General features: G+C 58.0%; 19 protein-coding genes. 7 read left to right on the plus strand and 12 right to left on the minus strand.

The features are described from left to right. Window positions 1-114 precede the first annotated feature (114 nt). A complete protein-coding gene (locus AC07X6_RS26705) occupies window positions 115-876 on the plus strand; it encodes a phosphoribosyltransferase (protein ID WP_494792957.1) in 762 nt (253 codons plus the stop codon). Here AC07X6_RS26705 and AC07X6_RS26710 read toward each other — a convergent pair. Together AC07X6_RS26710 and AC07X6_RS26715 are read right to left on the minus strand one after the other, a co-directional pair. Further along, complete coding sequence (locus tag AC07X6_RS26710) at window positions 848-1,432, minus strand: hypothetical protein (RefSeq protein WP_494792958.1); 585 nt, start codon at window positions 1,430-1,432, stop codon at window positions 848-850. The two genes, AC07X6_RS26705 and AC07X6_RS26710, sit on opposite strands and share 29 nt — an antisense overlap. Window positions 1,433-1,749: 317 nt before the next feature. Beyond that, complete coding sequence (locus AC07X6_RS26715) at window positions 1,750-2,499, minus strand: 3-oxoacyl-ACP reductase family protein (protein WP_494792959.1); 750 nt, start codon at window positions 2,497-2,499, stop codon at window positions 1,750-1,752. Window positions 2,500-2,711: 212 nt separating this feature from the next. Here AC07X6_RS26715 and AC07X6_RS26720 point away from each other — a divergent pair, with 212 nt between their 5' ends. Next, window positions 2,712-3,353, plus strand: coding sequence for a Pr6Pr family membrane protein (locus AC07X6_RS26720; protein WP_494792960.1), 642 nt, complete (start codon window positions 2,712-2,714; stop codon window positions 3,351-3,353). An 84-nt stretch (window positions 3,354-3,437) separates the two neighbouring features. Here the strand turns inward: AC07X6_RS26720 and dsbG are convergent, their stop codons facing one another. After that, window positions 3,438-4,205 (minus strand): thiol:disulfide interchange protein DsbG, encoded by a 768-nt coding sequence (gene dsbG / locus AC07X6_RS26725; RefSeq protein WP_494792961.1) that lies wholly within the window; start codon window positions 4,203-4,205, stop codon window positions 3,438-3,440. A 126-nt stretch (window positions 4,206-4,331) separates the two neighbouring features. Then, window positions 4,332-6,188: a protein-disulfide reductase DsbD gene (gene dsbD / locus AC07X6_RS26730; RefSeq protein WP_494792962.1), complete on the minus strand. Its 1,857-nt coding sequence runs from the start codon at window positions 6,186-6,188 to the stop codon at window positions 4,332-4,334. 11 nt (window positions 6,189-6,199) lie between these two features. On the opposite strand from dsbD, the gene AC07X6_RS26735 reads away from it, so the two are divergent. The 3 genes from AC07X6_RS26735 (at window position 6,200) to AC07X6_RS26745 (ending at window position 9,138) form a co-directional block, all read left to right on the plus strand. After that, a complete protein-coding gene (locus AC07X6_RS26735; protein WP_494792963.1) occupies window positions 6,200-6,865 on the plus strand; it encodes a response regulator in 666 nt (221 codons plus the stop codon). Beyond that, the gene (locus tag AC07X6_RS26740; protein WP_494792964.1) at window positions 6,862-8,205 is read left to right on the plus strand and encodes an ATP-binding protein; all 1,344 of its coding nucleotides are present in this window, start codon (window positions 6,862-6,864) and stop codon (window positions 8,203-8,205) included. Before AC07X6_RS26735 ends, AC07X6_RS26740 begins: the two co-directional genes overlap by 4 nt. Before the next feature lie 711 nt (window positions 8,206-8,916). Next, entirely contained in the window at window positions 8,917-9,138 is a 222-nt protein-coding gene (locus AC07X6_RS26745) for a hypothetical protein (RefSeq protein ID WP_494792965.1), read from the plus strand. A 399-nt stretch (window positions 9,139-9,537) separates the two neighbouring features. On the opposite strand, the gene AC07X6_RS26750 is transcribed toward AC07X6_RS26745, so the two are convergent. Beyond that, window positions 9,538-10,221 (minus strand): SOS response-associated peptidase, encoded by a 684-nt coding sequence (locus AC07X6_RS26750; RefSeq protein ID WP_494792966.1) that lies wholly within the window; start codon window positions 10,219-10,221, stop codon window positions 9,538-9,540. A gap of 241 nt (window positions 10,222-10,462) precedes the next feature. Here AC07X6_RS26750 and AC07X6_RS26755 point away from each other — a divergent pair, with 241 nt between their 5' ends. Next, the gene (locus tag AC07X6_RS26755; protein ID WP_494792967.1) at window positions 10,463-11,011 is read left to right on the plus strand and encodes a hypothetical protein; all 549 of its coding nucleotides are present in this window, start codon (window positions 10,463-10,465) and stop codon (window positions 11,009-11,011) included. Window positions 11,012-11,051: 40 nt separating this feature from the next. Further along, window positions 11,052-11,966, plus strand: a complete 915-nt coding sequence (locus tag AC07X6_RS26760) for a hypothetical protein (protein WP_494792968.1) — start codon at window positions 11,052-11,054, stop codon at window positions 11,964-11,966. Window positions 11,967-12,067: 101 nt separating this feature from the next. Here the strand turns inward: AC07X6_RS26760 and AC07X6_RS26765 are convergent, their stop codons facing one another. From AC07X6_RS26765 to AC07X6_RS26795, 7 genes are all read right to left on the minus strand, one after another. Next, the gene (locus AC07X6_RS26765) at window positions 12,068-12,328 is read right to left on the minus strand and encodes a hypothetical protein (protein ID WP_494792969.1); all 261 of its coding nucleotides are present in this window, start codon (window positions 12,326-12,328) and stop codon (window positions 12,068-12,070) included. An 8-nt stretch (window positions 12,329-12,336) separates the two neighbouring features. Beyond that, window positions 12,337-12,732 carry a hypothetical protein gene (locus AC07X6_RS26770; protein WP_494792970.1) on the minus strand — a complete coding sequence of 132 codons (396 nt, stop codon included), beginning with the start codon at window positions 12,730-12,732 and terminating at the stop codon, window positions 12,337-12,339. Next, window positions 12,729-13,166, minus strand: coding sequence for a D-Ala-D-Ala carboxypeptidase family metallohydrolase (locus AC07X6_RS26775; protein ID WP_494792971.1), 438 nt, complete (start codon window positions 13,164-13,166; stop codon window positions 12,729-12,731). Before AC07X6_RS26775 ends, AC07X6_RS26770 begins: the two co-directional genes overlap by 4 nt. Further along, entirely contained in the window at window positions 13,163-13,492 is a 330-nt protein-coding gene (locus AC07X6_RS26780; RefSeq protein ID WP_494792972.1) for a hypothetical protein, read from the minus strand. Before AC07X6_RS26780 ends, AC07X6_RS26775 begins: the two co-directional genes overlap by 4 nt. 252 nt (window positions 13,493-13,744) lie before the next feature. Continuing rightward, complete coding sequence (locus AC07X6_RS26785; RefSeq protein WP_494792973.1) at window positions 13,745-14,932, minus strand: tail fiber domain-containing protein; 1,188 nt, start codon at window positions 14,930-14,932, stop codon at window positions 13,745-13,747. Then, window positions 14,933-15,787: a hypothetical protein gene (locus AC07X6_RS26790; RefSeq protein ID WP_494792974.1), complete on the minus strand. Its 855-nt coding sequence runs from the start codon at window positions 15,785-15,787 to the stop codon at window positions 14,933-14,935. Window position 15,788: 1 nt separating this feature from the next. After that, window positions 15,789-16,610 carry a hypothetical protein gene (locus AC07X6_RS26795; RefSeq protein ID WP_494792975.1) on the minus strand — a complete coding sequence of 274 codons (822 nt, stop codon included), beginning with the start codon at window positions 16,608-16,610 and terminating at the stop codon, window positions 15,789-15,791. Window position 16,611 lies beyond the last annotated feature (1 nt).

A 16,611-nucleotide genomic window follows, 5' to 3' on the forward strand; every position in this document is an offset into this window, starting at 1 on the left:
CAGCATAAGCGCACAGCATCAGCAGGACACCGGCGCAAACCAAACCGTCCGCCACCGGTCCAACGCTGAACGGGCGCACAGGGGGCTGCGCGAAGTCGGACCGGGAGATGGCTCATGCACTCGCTGTTCAAAAACCGTTTTCATGCAGGCAATATGCTCGCGGGGCGCCTGGCGGCCTACGCCGGCAATCCCGATGTGCTGGTGCTGGCCTTGCCACGGGGAGGCGTGCCGCCAGCGTATCGGGTGGCGCGGGCGCTGGGCGCGCCCCTCGATATCTTGATGGTGCGCAAACTGGGGCTGCCAGCCCAGCCTGAATATGCGCTCGGTGCCGTCGCAGGCGATGGGCAGTGCCTGCTACGCATGAAAAAGATCAGGTCATCCGCAATGCAGATGAGCACGATGCAAGCCTTGATCGACAGGGAAAGAGCGGAAATAGCGAGGCGCGAACGCCTGTATCGCGCTGCCAGGCCAGCCCTGCCGCTTGAGAGCAGGATAATCATCCTCGTCGATGACGGCGTCGCCACCGGAGCGAGCATGTGCATGGCGGTGCGTGCCGTTCGCCGCATGCAGCCAGCGAAGATCATCGTCGCCGTCCCCGTCGCTTCCCGCGCAAGCCGCAAAGCGCTGTCCCGCATCGCCGATGAAACGATCTGCCTGCACGCCCCTTTCCCGTTCCACTCGGTAGGCGAATGGTACGAGGATTTTCAGCAAGTCGGCGAGGACGTGGTCATCCATTTGCTCGAGAAACGCCGGACGCAGGTGCGCCGCGCGAGCGCACATATCGCCCCGCATCCGGAGGCATCCCGTCCAGAACGGACGGCAGATTGCCCTGTCGTCCACAAGCGTTTCACTTCCCGGCGCGATACCGCCGCATGAAAGTCAACGCGGCAAGCAAGCCGATACCCAATAGCGCAAAAGTTCCAGGTTCATCTATCGTTTCAATATGTATATTGGATATCACGATGTGCGCCTGGGATGGCACATCCGACACAAAGGCCCAGCCCAGTGCCATGGCGCTGCCCTGAAAGGGCGCCAGGTCGATGATGATCGATTTTGAGACATCGATTCTGGGGGCAAAATCAAGCACGTCGACGTCTCCCGCTGTCGTTCCCCAATGCGTTACCCATTGCCCCTGCGGAAAAACCCGGAAGGCCAGGAGATCGTAGGTCGGGTCCGCCGTCAGCGGATCGGCCACATACTGAACGTCATAGCTGATCTTCAATGTACGGCGAGATATGTCGAACTCATTGGTGTAGTACTCGAAGACGTCGCTGGTATCCGTGATGTACAGATCCGGCCCGCCGACACCGTTCAGGTAGGTATTTTTGTATGAAAGATATTGTTTCAAATCCACTTCGGTAGAGACAGCGGCAAAACTCAGGCTCGCAGGGATGGAAACAAGGACAGCAAACAGCAGTTGTATGATGCTCATGACTTCTCCTCTGACAGGATTGCCTGGAAACCTGGGGAATGTTTCTCCATGGAGTTTTCAGCTGCATAGTGCTATGCAAAATCAATGCCATCGTCAGGTAATCATGGCAAGCGTTTGTTTACAAAGCATTTTTGAAATGGGGGCGACAGGCGCGGCAGGCAGGTGTAAAAATCTCCGGCACGGGGACTGGCGGCGCTCCTGGCCGCCAGCTTGTTTTCCGCTGAAGCGGCGCGAACGTTACGGCGTTCAGGTTTCTCCAGGCGGCGCCACGCTGCGGGCGGGCAGGCCTGGCGCATCCATCCTGTCCGCGGCGTGCGTTATGCGGAAAAACCGCCGTCGATACTTAAACTGGCGCCCGTGATATATCCGGCTTCAGGTCCCGCGAGATAGGCAACAAAACCAGCAATCTCTTCAGCGCTACCATAACGCCCCAGCGCCATGGATGCTTTCAGCTCGGTGGCAGTTTCACTATCGGCAGGATTCATCTCGGTATCGACGGGACCCGGCTGGACGTTATTGACCGTGATCTTGCGTGGCCCCAGGTCGCGCGCCATGCCTTTGGTCAGCCCTACCAGCGCCGACTTGCTCATCGCGTATATGGAACCGCCTGCCATGGGCACGCGCTCGGCGTTGATGCTGCCGATATTGATGATGCGGCCCCCTTCGCCCATATGGCGCGCGGCCTCCTGGCAGGCAACAAAGACACTGCGTACGTTGACCGCAAGCGTACGGTCAAGGTCGGCCAGCGTGAGGTCTGCAAGGCCCCCCCATGACAGGACGCCGGCGCTATTGACGAGGATATCCAGGCCGCCGAAATGCGCGACGGTTTGACGTATTGCCTGCTGCAAGGCATTGGCATCAGCGCTGTCAGCCTGGATGGCAAGCGCCTTGCCGCCTGCATTGCTTATTTCGGCAACGACTTTTTCTGCCCGCTCTGCAGAAGAGACATACGTGAATGCGACCGCAGCCCCGTCCTGCGCCAGCCGCTTGACGATAGCGGCGCCGATACCGCGGGATCCCCCTTGCACAAAGGCAACTTTGCCTTGAAGACTATTCATACTTGCCATTTAAAACTCCTTTTCTGGGTTTGCAAACGTTGAATTACAGGTGACTGTATCTGCCGAGCAGGCAGTTGCTTCCCGACAGGGAACTTGCATAAATTGTTGCATGGACACATTTGTGATAATTTACCAATTCATGCCTAAAAATATACGGCGTATCTTATCGCTCTTTCATGACTATGACCCCATGTGGCGTACTGCCTGAACAGCACTCCCGTGTGCAAAAAACCGCCGCGTCCATCCTCACGCTGCTGGCATGGTCCGGCGTGTTCCTGCAATTCTGGCTATCGTTGAATCTGGCCCATCCACATGGCGCCTCCATCGTAGCGGGACTGGTGAAATACTTCGGTTTCTTCACAGTCACGACGAATATTTTCGTGGCGCTCACATTGACTCTGCCGGCATTCGCGCCTGGAAGCCCGACAGGCCGCATCTTTGCCCGGCCCGAAGTATGGGCTTGTGCCGCCACCAGCATCGCCTTTGTCGGACTAGGCTACCATTTCCTGTTGCGCGATCTGTGGCATCCGACCGGCGCGCAGTGGCTTGCCGACCTGATCCTTCACTACCTGACTCCGCTGGCTTTCTGCATGTACTGGCTGTTTACGCGTCTCATCACCCCTCTGAAAACACCGCCGCTGCCATGGTGGTCGCCTCTGGCCTGGTCCTTGTACCCGCTACTGTACTTCGTCTATGCGCTGGTGCGCGGCGCCGTTCTGGGAATGTACCCATATCCATTTATCGACGTCATGTCGATTGGCTATCACATGGCGTTGCGCAACGCATTCGGCCTATGGTTTGCCTTCGTGCTGCTTGCCTGGCTCTTCCTTGGCCTTGCCAATGCGGCCATTCGCCGCACGTAGTCTTGCCCAGGTACCGCATGGGCCTGCCTGCTTGCGCCCGGCGGATGATGCACGCGACACCATCTCGAACTGCGGCCTGCGGCGCTAGCGCGCGCCGAGAATCGCGTTCAGCGCATTCGTCCCAGGCGCCCCCTGGACGGTTTGCAGGATGCCTTCTGAATCCTGGTAGAAAATTGTGGGCGTGGCAAAAGATCCGAGTTCCCGCATCAAGCTTTTGTTGCTGTCGAGCTTGACGCGTATGCCTGCTGGAACCGTCGTCATGGCTTGAATGCCGCCGCTGGCGTGTTGCTGTTCATGCTGCCTGAGGGCGGCCTGGGGATCTTTTGCGCCAAGCAGCGCGGCCGCCTTGCCGGCGCTGCTGTCCTTGATGATGCCGACCATAATGTGGCGTATTTGCACCTTGCCCGCCGTGACCCAGGGGCGGGCATCCTTCCAGAATTTATTGCAATACGGGCAATTCGGATCGGTAAAGGTATAGACGACGCGTTGCGCGTCCCTGCTGCCGTCGACAATCCAGCTGCTATTTTCAAGTTTGCGCCAGCTTTTCGCTGTCATCGGTTTACCGACCAGCTTTTTCAATGGCGCTTCGGTGAGATTGACGCCCTTGGCATCGAGCATGGTGCCGACGATCGCCTGCTTGCCGTCTGCCGTCAGATAAATGCCTAGCGGCTTCTGTTGCAGCACGCCCGCATAGCCTTGCATGCCGCCTGGCGCATCAAAACGTCCTGCGATTTCGACGCCCTGTGCTTCCAGTGCCTTGATGGGCGCCGGCCAGTTGACCGCGGGGGCTGCCACGGCGATGCCGGTCGCCACAGACATGGCTGCGGCGAACATGAATGAATATTTGCGCATGGTTCATTTACTCCTGGTTTTCAAAAAGAGGATGGGACAGCCTGGATGGCTCAGGCGCCTGTAGCCGCCTCACCCAGCGGCTTGCAGCTTGCCGCCGGCAGCGCGGCCACGGCGCCGTGGGCATGTTCAGGCCTTGTCTTGCGCACGTTTGAGGCGCGCGAGGAATTCTTCCGCGCTCAGTTCACCAATAATGCGTTCGGCGCGGTGCTCCTTGCCGTCCGGACCGATCAGCAGGATGGTCGGCGCGCCGAACGCCTGGTATGCACGCAGCATCGCCACGTCATCGGCATTGTTTGCCGTGATATCGGGACGCAGCAACTGCATGCCGGCCAAGGCCTGTTGCACCCGGGGATCGGCAAACACCTCGCGTTCTATCGCCTTGCAGGAGACACACCAGTCAGCGTAGAAATCGACCAGCGTCCACTGTCCGTTGCGGCCAGCCTCGGCGACGCCGTCAGCAAGCTGCCGGGGCGTCCTGACGGTCGCAAAGGTCTCCATGAAATTCTGCTTGCCGCTGGCGTTCCCGGCAGCATTGGCAGGCGCGGCGAAAGCCAGCGGTTGCAGCGGGTCGTGTCCGCCGGCCGCGGCGCCCAAGACCATGATGCCGCCCCAAATACCGATGAGTAATGCGATGCAGCGCATCAGCAAGCGGCCGCCGTCAGCAACGAACTGCTGCGCCAACGTAGACAGACTCAATGCACATGCCAGCAGCAAGGCACCCCACAGGGCCAATGCGACGGAAGCAGGCAATACCCGGCCGACGAACAGAATGGCCATGCCCAGCAGGATAAAGCCAAAGCAGGCCTTGACGCGGTTCATCCAGTTGCCTGGTCGTGGCAGCAGTTTCGCGCCAACGGTGCCCACCAGCAGCAGGGGCACGCCCATGCCCAGGCCCATGAACAACAAGGCCAGACCGCCGCTAAGGACGTTCCCCGTGTCGCCGATATATAGCAGGGCGCCAGCCAGCGGCGCCGTCATGCAGGGACCGACGAGGAGCGCCGACAGCACGCCCATCGCGCCGGCACCGAGCACGGTGCCGCCGCGCTGGCCCTGGCTGGCTTGATCGAGACGGTTGCGCAGGAACGCCGGCAACTGGAGTTCATAGAAACCAAACATGGCCATTGCCAGTGCAACAAATATCGCGCCAAACACGCCGAGCACCCACGGGTTTTGCAGCATCGCCTGTAAATTGGCACCGGCCAATGCCGCCGCCGCGCCAAATACCGCATACGTCAGCGCCATCGGCAACACAAAGGCCAGCGACAGGACAAAGCCGCGCCGGGGTCCGGCGCCGCTGCCGGCGATCAGGCTGGACAAGATAGGTATCATCGGCAGCACACAAGGGGTAAACGTCATCAGCAAACCCAGGCCGAAGAACACCAGCAGCATCCAGACCAGGCTGGACTGTGACAGGCGATCCGCCATGCTTTGGTCCTCGCCGCGCACCTCGCCTGATGCCGCTGCCGGCGACACGCTTGCGCTGCGCAATTCGACCTTCTGGCTTTGCGGCGGATAGCACAGGCCAGCGTCGGCGCAGCCTTGCCAGCCCACGGTCAAGGCCCGGGCGCCGGCGGCGTTGACGATCAGCTCGACGCTGTCGTGGTACACCTCGCTTTCGCCAAAGAATTCGTCCGTCTGCATCGTCCCGGCCGGATAGTCGATGTGCAAGGCGCTGTCGGACGGCTCCGCGGCAACCTTCAATTGCTTGCGATACAGGTAATAACCTTCGCTGACCTGCCAGGTCAAGCGAACCCTCCCCTGCTCTTCCTGAGAGACGCTGAACTTGAACGCCTGCTCGGGTGGCAGAAAATTATTTTCGGCATGCGCGGGCATCCCCAGCAGCAGGGGCAAGGCCAACACCCATAGGTATCGCAGAATACGTAACATAAGCAGCTCCGAAGTAGACAGGCTTCCATCCTGTTTCATGCAGGTTAAGGCCACGTTAACGATGCGATAATCAACAGCTGCAATAATGATGGGCATGGAGGATAGAGATGCGTGTATTACTGGTGGAAGATGATGAACTGATTGCCCACGGCATCCTGGCCGGCTTGCGTGCGCACGGCTTGACAGCCGACGGCGTGAGCAATGCGGCACAGGCCGAAGCGGCGCTGGCCACCCTGCATTGGGACGTGGTGATTCTGGATCTTGGTTTGCCCGATGAAGATGGCATGCGCCTGCTGCCGCGCCTGCGCGCGTCAGGCATGACTCTTCCGGTACTGGTGCTGAGTGCCCGCGATGCCGTCGAGGACCGGGTTGCGGGCCTGCGCGCCGGCGCCGACGATTACCTGCTCAAGCCTTTCGACCTCGATGAACTGGTCGCGCGCCTGCACGCCCTGCTGCGGCGCGCTGCCGGACGCAGCGTCAACGTCATCGAGCACGGGCCTTTGCGCATGGACCCCGCCAGCGGCGTAGTCCATCTCAACGGCCAGCAGGTGGATCTGTCGCGCCGCGAGCTGGCCCTGCTGTCGGCGTTGCTGCACGCCAGCGGACGCATCCTGAGCGCCGATCAGTTGAAGGATAGTCTCTATCATTTCAATGAAGAGATTGAAAGCAACGCCCTCAGCGTGCATGTCCATCATTTGCGGCGCAAGCTCGGCACGGACCTGATCGAAACCGTACGCGGCCTGGGCTACAAGATTTCCATGGTGAACCCATGAGCCTGCGCTTGCGGCTGCTGTTGCTCATCGGAATTTCGCTCAGCCTGTTGTGGGGCGCCGTAGCGATATGGATGTTGCGCAGTCTGGACACGGAAGTACACCACACGCTGGACCAGCGGCTGGCGATGTCGGCGCAAATGGTCGCCGGCCTGATGTCGCAGAATCCTTCCGCCTGGGATGGGCGCGGCCCCACGCAGAGCCAGGCGGTCTTGAAGACGCCCGCGCTGGCCAAAGGCTTCGACTGCCAGATCACTTCCCTGCGCGGCGACGTGATAGCGCGCACGCCGGGCGCCACCGTGGACGCTGTCGCGATGGGCAAGCCCGGCTATTCCGAAACGGTCATCAAGGGCGAACGCTGGCGCAGCTACACGTTTGAGACCGACAACTTGCGCGTAACCACCGCCGATCGCCTGGCCGAACGCAATTCACTGCTGCAAAATGTGGCAATGGCGGCAGTCTTGCCCTTTGTCGTCGCCATGGCGGGCAGCCTGATCGTTCTGTGGTTTGGCGTGAAGCGCGGCTTGTTGCCGCTGGAGCGGCTGCGGCAGGCACTCGCCAGGCGCAGCCCGGAGACCATGACGCCGATCCCCGAGAGCGCGATGTCGCGCGATCTCATGCCCTTGGTAACGACGCTGAACACCTTGCTGCAACGCGTCCACGTCACCATCCACCGCGAACGCCGCTTCACAAGCGATGCCGCACACGAGCTACGCACCCCGCTCACGGCCATCAAGACGCATTTGCAGGTGTCGCGGATCACCAAAGGCAAGGACGCCGCGCTCGCGATGGACTACGCGGAGGAAGGCGTGGCGCGGCTCCAGCGCACGCTCGGGCAATTGCTGACGCTGTCGCAGATTGAAGGACCGTTTTCCTGGGAAGACGGCAACCGTGCCGATGCTGAAGAAGTCGCACGGCTGGCGATTCGTGATGCCGGCGCAAGCAGCAACGGGCAGCAGCGCATCGTTTTCCATCCTGCCGGCAGGCCGGTGCGATTGGCGCTACCGCAAGCCCTGGCAATTACTGCATTGCGTAATTTGCTCGACAACGCACTGCGCCATACGCCGGCGGCGCAAGAGATCGTCCTGGAGATGCGGCTGGCCGCGACTAGCTGTGTTTTCCGTGTACTTGATCAAGGCAGCGGCCTTGGCAAGGAAGAATTGATGATGGTCAAGGAGCGCTTCTGGCGGCGCGGTTCCGGTCAGGGAAGCGGATTGGGCCTGTCCATCGTCGCAGCAATTGCCGAGCGCTTTGGTGGTGCGATAGAACTCATGCAGCGACCGGAGGGCGGCCTGGAGGCAAACTTGACACTCCCCTTAAAGATCGAGGAAACGCACAAATGATGGGCTGCGCGCCAGCGATCGGCATGCATCCAATTCAAGCAGCAATTCGCCTTGGCACGCCAGCATTGCAAGGCTGCCTGATCGCTACCGACAGGGAGGAAAACCCATCTACCAATGCTAAGTGAACCAATCTATCCCGGTAGCTGCCGGCCGGGTTGGTTCCGCGTACGAAACTGTTACTTTGAGAGCAAGCAAGAGGATTATCTGACATTCCAGGTCGGCTTGATGTGAAAACGGCCGCAGGAAGCGGCCGTATCGTTGAGGCTGGGTGGTGGATTAAAAATCCTATTGTCCCAAGCTTGCCCCAAGTTCGTATTTTGACAAGACGTAAAATCCTAAGTCATTGAATACAAACGAAAAATTTGGTGGGAAGTGCAAGTTTCGAACTTGCGACCCCTGCAGTGTGAATGCCTTTGCGCATCGGCCTGCGCAGTGCTCTCATAGGGGGCGTTCGCCGAATAGACTCCAGTGACACCCCTTGAATTGCACTGGATTACACTGAGAATTACACTGAGTTTTACGTGAGCCACGAAGTGACGTACCTCAAGCCCCAACCAACACAATTAGCCATAATGACTTAAATACAACGTTCTTGGCGGATCAGTGCCCACATCTCACTCATTATATGGAGCACTTCTTTTCATCGTGCTGACGCAGCAAGGTTGCGGAGCGGCATTTCCGCGAGCGCTACCGCGACCCGGCGTTTTTGACATGAACAGCTTCGCCCTCGCCGCCCGCTTCGGCACGCCCTCCAGCTATCAACACCAGGGCGAATACCTGCAACTGAACTATGGCAGCGCGGCGGCCGGCTGCCAAGTCATCGTGCTGGTCGACCAGAAGCAGCGCGTAGTCGGCTGGGCATCGTCAGGCGCCCGCTGCAACAGCGCTGGGGAAAATGGGCACGCAGAGCCAGACCTGGACGTACTGGACTAGGGCTCCGTCTACTGTTTCGTTTTCATGCCCCTTGAGTATCAGGCCATCAGCATCCAAACGCTCCATCGCAGGCTCAAAAAGTGGCTTGCAAACGTTGGTCGAGCCGGCATAGTTTGGCCGGCGCAGCGAGGCAGAGCTATGGTAACGAACACATGCGCCCGCTCCCACATGCTCGAAAACAAGCAGGCCTTCCAATGGCGCGGAGTCGAGCATCTCCTGGCGGGTAATTCGACGCCCCTTATCCCTTAGCAAAATCACACGAAAAGGCATGCCCTGCCGCTCCTCTACTTTCGCCGGCCACTGATGCTTGTTTGTTGTGCCGTCCATAACCAAATCAATTTACTGTATAAAAACACAGTATATTGCCAAGCTTAGGAAACCAGAAGGCGAAATTTGTAACTAGAAGAGCCCGCCCTGTTCCGCTGGCGCGGCCGACGCAGGTGTTTTTGCACGTGATCGCGGCTGCATAGGATCGGGCTGCGCGACAAGCAGCTCCGCCGGATACTGCCGATAAACGTCCTCTTCCGACACCAGCGAGCCATCCAGCCAGCCGTGGTACTGGTCAGGGTCCAGGATCATCACCATGCGCTTTTCCTCGCCAGGCTTGTGGAAACGCTGCATCAGCGGGTGCCCGTCGGCGTTGATTGTCAGCATCGAGAACGACAGCAGCTGATCCGCCGGGCGGTAATCCCAAATGCCCGCGATGGCCGCCGGACCACCATCAGCGCGCTCGATGCGCCAGCGCACAGGCTTGCCGGTTTCGTAGTTGGGTTCGAAGAAGTTGGATGCTGGGATGATGCAGAACTGCTTGCGCTTCCAGGCGCTGCGGAAGGTCGGCTTGCTGGCCACCGTCTCCGTGCGGGTATTGTAGATCTGGCGGGCCAGCTTGACGTCGGCCCAGTGGGCAACCATGCCGAACATAGCCGGGGTGATTCCTAATTCACCGGGCGCTTCATGTGAGTCTCGCAGGATTGGCGCCATGTAGCCTGGCCATGCCTCGGGCAGCAAGTCAAGTTCGGGCGGTCGAATACCGAAGCGGTCTACGATATGCTCTTTACGGCTGGGGGTGTAGTCAGCGCACATAGGTTTACTATAGAACAATATCGCAGCGCGTCACAATCTCACCGCAGTAACCTGTAAACGCTAGTTCCAACACAGCAGCAAGGTCAAGGTGTACCAGTACTATATACTGTTTGAGTATTTTAAAAGCGAATTCCTTGGGCTGAGCGTGGCATTAACTTATGCCTAGAAATTTATAGAGTAAAATATTCTGGCCAATCAGTATTGGCTACTTACCTTAGTCACAATTACCAAAAGGTCGAAAATGCCCATCCCAGACGTCGCAATCGGAGCAATTATTGCAGCATTGATTAGCGGCGCTATAGTTTATATAACTTCCGTTTTATCCAAGGAACAGAAAACCTCCGAGTTTAGACAGATTTGGATTGATGCTTTAAGAGAAGATATTGCTGAATATGTGGCAAAAGTGACCTCGCTGTATTCGATAGCTCGCGCTCATGGCGGCTCTACGCCAGACATAAAATTAAAAATATTAACCGAATTGGCGGATCAAACCCATGAAGCATATGCTAGCGAGTATCGAATAGTTCTACGACTTAACCCCAAAAAACACATGAGCCTTTTGGGCAAAGTAAACTCATTTCAAGATAATATCTCCAAGCTAAAAATAACTCACACCAAAACTATAACAGAGCAGGAAGAGGAACTTGCACGACAATTAATTAATGAAGCGAAAATTGTACTAAAATCAGAATGGGAGCGAGTAAAAAAAGGGGAATTAGCTTTCCGTGCCACCAAATTCATTGGTGCTGCGATAGTGATAGCTGCTGCATGCTTTGCTTTTTTCGACTGACACTAAATGGTTCTTTGCCAACCACAAAATATTAAACATTATGAACATTGATTTCTCGCCTGAAAAAAGTTTGTTCAACCTCCAAATCGTGCGTTGGTGCGCCGGAATATCAGCAGCACTCGCGCTTATAGTAACTTTTACAATAATTTATAGCCTACGCAATCTTTCATTCGATTTCACATCCAGCGGCTTCAATTATTTCGCCGAGCTTTACAAAGTTCCAGCAGCCCTTCTCGCTATCGGATTTACGCTAGTGGGACTATGCGCGGCCAACCACAGATCCGAACAAACAAAAAAACAAATAGAAAGGACCGCGAATCAAATTGATCTAACAAACAAACAAATAGAACTGACCAAAATTCAAAATAATTTCTCAAACTATTACAAACATATTGAAGAATTTGAAAAATATTGCAAAGACCATGAAAATTATGATAAGTATGCTCCAGAGCCACGAAAAATTTATCGACTAATATTTTCAAAGTCGAATTCAAAGTCGGAGCTCTACGAAATCAATCAAGACTTCGTAAAAGGCCTTGATGTTTTCATTTTATCTGTTACAGAATTAGCCAAATCATTTGAAAAAGAATATCAATTGGAGCGACATGTAAGTGGTTATAAAATTTATTTATTAATACAGAATTTCAAAAAGAGCACTTTTATCCGCATACATCACACCGGAACGGGGGAGGACATGTCATCTCCCCAAGGAAGTTTCATCTTGGATCAAGGATCGTGGCGAACTTTCTTTTCAAACTATGTGCTACTAATAACGATAATTGATACTCTCCTAAAATTCGATTTATCATATGAATCATCTGTCGTAGTAAAGGACGCCATGCAATTGAATCTAGATTCAATACCAGCAGCCGGCGGTATTAGGCAGGAATTTTCCCTAAGTAAAAAATCTGAAGCTCAAAATATTATCGACACCACGTCAATACATCGTTCCTGAAGTGGATCACCGACGGGATCAACTGCGCAACTGCATCCATTTACATCGGGATTAGTCGAGACGACACATTAACCGGTTACGCAGAGGATAAGTCACATATGCTAAACGCAGCCCACGATAATTGCCACTAGCAATTCCTCGTAGGCTCGGCCGCGAGTCCAGTCGCGTGCCAGCGCCAAGACGATCTCACCATCCGTCGCGGTCAGCAACAGTTGGTCGAACTCGTACACCGGGCGCTGCGGCATCGTCTTTACACATGGTGTAAAGACGGGAATTTCTACACGCTGCGGCGCCGGTGGCGCGCTGGCGCAGCCGGCCAGCAACAGGATCGGAATAATTTTTGGAATATTTTGTAGTGCCAATTGGGGCCTCATCGCACCCCCTCCAGCAACTGCCTGACAGCCGGCATGGCCTCGTCGCAGGTCGTGGCGCGCGCGCCAACAACTTGTGCCAGGGCAGCATCGTACTTCTTGCCCTTGGCGGCGGCCGCAGCCTGCGCCGCCGCACCGCGCTGCTGCGCCGCCAGGGTTGCCTTGCCCATGCCATCGATGGCGCGGTTTTGCTCGCTGATCGAGGCCCGCAGCGCAGCGGTGACGCCTTGCTCCTGCACCAGCGCAGCGCGCGCGGCGTCACGGTCGGCGGCTGTCAGCCACCAGCCCGTGCCGGTGGAGCTGGCCACGAGCAGCAGCGCGGCGGACAGCACGATGGCCGCCACCTTCCAGATGCCTCTGACGGCGCCAGCAGCCAGCGTGCCAAGGGCGCTCATACGATGCCCGCCACGTAGCTGACGCCGCCGCCGGCGAACTTGGCCGTCAGCACCTGACGCCGCGGCGCGCCAGCCGACAGCGCGATGTGCACCCAGGTGCCCTCGTAGATCAGCTGATCGAAGGCGATATCGCTTTGCCGGATCAGCAGAGCCAGCGCCTTGGGCGCCAGCTTGGCCGTGCTGATATCGGCGGCCAGGCCCAGCACGTGGGCGCTGCTGGCCGCGCCGCCCACGGCCTTGTTCAGCGCCGGCGAGCGGTAGCCGCTGGAAATGGCGATGGGCGCGCCCACCAGCGCGCGCACCTGCTCGAGCAGCGCGGCCAGGCGCGTGAGGTTGGCGACGATAGCGGCCGCCGGCGCATTGTCGATACCCTTGCGGGTGGCCACCTGCGAAGCGACCAGCTCGGCCAGGCTGAAATGTGGACTCAGGTTCACAGGCCACCCCGCACGTCCTTGACGATGGCGGCCGCGTCGCGCGCCAGCTCGCCGATATCCTTGTCGCGGCGATTGTCGAGCCAGCGCACTGTGGCGCCCAGCACCCACCAGGCGGGCAAGCCGGCCGCCACCATCAGCGGCGCAGCGATGAACAAGAAGCCCAGGGCCGGGTCGCTACCGTACAGCACTGCGACGGCGCGCGCGCTGTCGAACAGGCCCGGCATCCAGTTGCGCGCGACCACGACCAGGGCCGGGCCCATCAGGGCGGAAAACAGAATGGTGACGAAGAAGCGCACGCCCGCTTCCTTGGCAGTTTTTGGCCACATGAACATGAATCCCAGTGAGGTTGCGGCAGCGCCGGCCAGGACCGGGATGCCAAAAATTTTAATCAGTGCGCCGCCAGCGGCGGTTGTTTCGATGGCCATGTGATGCCTTTCGTGAGGTGGTGTTGGAGAAGATAGTGGTGCCGACATTACGGCGACAGCTGTCTCATTTCTAGGGAAAGGTGAGACAGTATTTTTCTGATGGTGGAAATGAAAAAAACCGCCGAAGCGGGTTTGTGGTGAAGCATTGATTTTCTATGCCGCTTCGAGCGCCGCCAGCCGCGCCTCCTGCCCGGCGGCAATGAACATGCCCAGTTCGTCATACCGGAACGCGTAGCGGTCTCCCGCTTCGAGCACCACCTCGGTGTAGGCGGCGCGCGCTTCGACGGCGGGAAAACCGTCACTTGCCTGCACCGCCGACGTAACGACGTCACCAAACGAATTAAGCACTTCCGGCAACGACAAGCTAGCGGGCACGGCGGGCTGGGCCTCGATGGCAGGGTGCTCGATGGATTGTTGCTCCCAGGTATCGTGGCAGATAAAGCCGTAGTTGAACGGGTCCAGGCCATGCGCCTGCATGATTTCGATGGCGGCTTGCACGGTCGGGCCGACGTGCTCGCGCGCGTCAGCGCCTTTGCAGTCGACCGCATCACGCCAGCGGTAAGCGCCGATAGCACGAGCGATATCCTTGGCGGCGGCAATCTCGGCTGCAGTCAGGTCACGGAAATCACATTTCAGGCGCGCATCTGAGGTGTTGATGGTGCCAGTGCGGGCATAAATGGTGCGGTAAGCCATCGAGGCTTGGCCAAGATCGTAGGCGTTGTCCACCGCTGGCGACAGCCGTGCGCCGACAGCGATGCCCGCCGGAGTGACGTTGACTGCATCCAGATCGCCCATCTTCAGGCACCATACTGGCGTGGCGTCAATCGCGGTCGACGGCGGCAAGACACCGGTCCCCAAAAATTCGACCAGCGGAGTGTTCGCCATATTGGAGTCGCAATAGACGGACAAGGTCGAATAGTTTTTACTCAGGACGTAGACTGTCCCATCAATATCAATTTTCGCGGCAGTGATTGCGCCGGTGGCTGGGACGCCGAGCGAGTGAAAAGTGCCCCTGATTTGCGCATCATTGTCGCGGCGCATCGTAATGATCGTCAGCGCACCATTGGAGTAAGGAGTCGCTCCCGAGATTCGCAGGATAGCCTCGCCGCCATACACTGCCGCGAGTCTTGCCACCCGGAACCAACCAAGCAAGCTGTACGTGAGAGCAATGCCACCCGGGTATCTATTAGCCACCGAGATACTACTGCTACTTCCTACTGGCCCGGTCAAGTTGCCGCCCGTCAGCGGTAGCGCGTTGTATGGCCCCTTCTCGAATGCCGTATTCAGCTTATTGAGTTCCTCATTGACGTTCGGCATGCCGTCATAAAATTTGTCCGCCATTTAAATTCCTTCGATTTGGAGTGGTGCAGAATAGGTTTCAAAGTACGGTGTAGCGACCGCATCGAGATTGCTGGCCTTGCCATACAGCATGTGGTCTTGCTCCAGCAGTGGATCCGGGTTTTCCGGGAACAGGCTGAACAGCATGGCTTCCCCCTTGCCGTTCTCGCGCAGGATGCGCATGAAACGGGCGCGATCCGTTGGCGTCAGGTGTGCCAGGTTGATGCTCAACTTGTCGCTGGTCGGGCGAATCTGCGTCTTGAGGTCGCCGGCGCCCGTGCGGTAATCCTCGCTGGCATCCTGCAACTGCAGCTGGGCGTCGTACTCGGCATTGTGTTCCGGCGACCAGTAGTTGCCCGCCACCAGGCGCGATATCTCCAGGTAGCCTCCCGGGCTTTGTGGCGCGGACACCTCGATCACCAGTTTGCGCACGCGCACGGGCGCGAACCAGGCCACGCCATCAGCGCCGCCGCCACGCGCCCAGGTATTCGCGCCACCCCACTTGTAGGCGTTCCAACCCAGCGGCAGCACGCCCCAGGGATAAATGCCATGCACGGCGGCCGGGCACGGGAAGATGCTGCCTGTGTCGAGAACAGGCACGGCATCGCCCGGCTGGGCATAGCCGCGCACGCGCATGCGCGCGCTGCTGGTCATGTTGGTGAAGATCAGCGCCACGCAGGCGATGGACTCCTGTGTTGTCCAGGTGGCGGTGATGGTTTGCGCAGTGCCGGCAGCGCGCAGCACCGCTGACTTGGCATCGCGCTGCAGGTTAGCCGGGCCCAGCGCGCCGGCCTGGCTCGATGCCGTCAGCACTGCCCGGTCGGCAGCGTTGTCGTAGATGATGCGGAGGTTGGTCATATTATGGGAATTGGGAGTTGTCAATCACTGAAAGCCGCGAGTACACCGTCTGGCATTTTGAATTGTCGATAATGAGAGAGCCACTGACATCCATGCTGTCTTCGCTCGCCGCGATACGGCGCATCTGTAGCTGATTGCCGATGGCCCAGAACAGCGATTCGTAGTGCATCACCGTATAGCTGTTCATGATCCGGCCGTCGTCATCGTACGAATACAGGTAATACGGCATCGAGACCATGCCCCGGGTGTTCGCGCTGATTGATTTGCCTTGCATGCTGAACGGCAAGTTGACCGCAGTGTCCTGCCCACTGGCTGGGGCGCTATCACTGGGCGGCACCTGCCAGGGGAGGGTGAGCTCGACATCGTAGGTATCGCCAGCCAGGCGCAACATGCGCTTTCCGCTGAGAAACACCAACGCCTTTTCCTCCAGCGTGCGGACCAGCAGGCCGTAGCCATATGGGCCTGCTGGAGGGTTCAGATCCAGACGTCCGAATACTCGCAAGAACAGTGCCAAAGGAGGCCCGTTGTGGTTGTTGATGGCCATGGTTGCGCGCCAGTTGTCACCGCCCAGCGACTGCAGCTTGCGCAGGCAAATGCCCGTGCGCGAACGGAAAGCATTCAGACCGGTAGTACCGATGTCCTGTGCCGTGATGTTGTAAGGCACGTCAAAGTACAGTTGGGGCATACCCTTGCACTGGAAGTCGATTGTCGGATAGGCGCCAATCTGGCTGGGTATCGCGTACTTCCCAAGGTAGACATACGCACGCAAGTTGGAATCGATGGTGATGTTACCCTTCGCCAGATTCTTCGTTTGAAACCCCATT

It is taken from the genome of Janthinobacterium sp. GW460-12-1-14-LB5 (assembly GCF_059423585.1).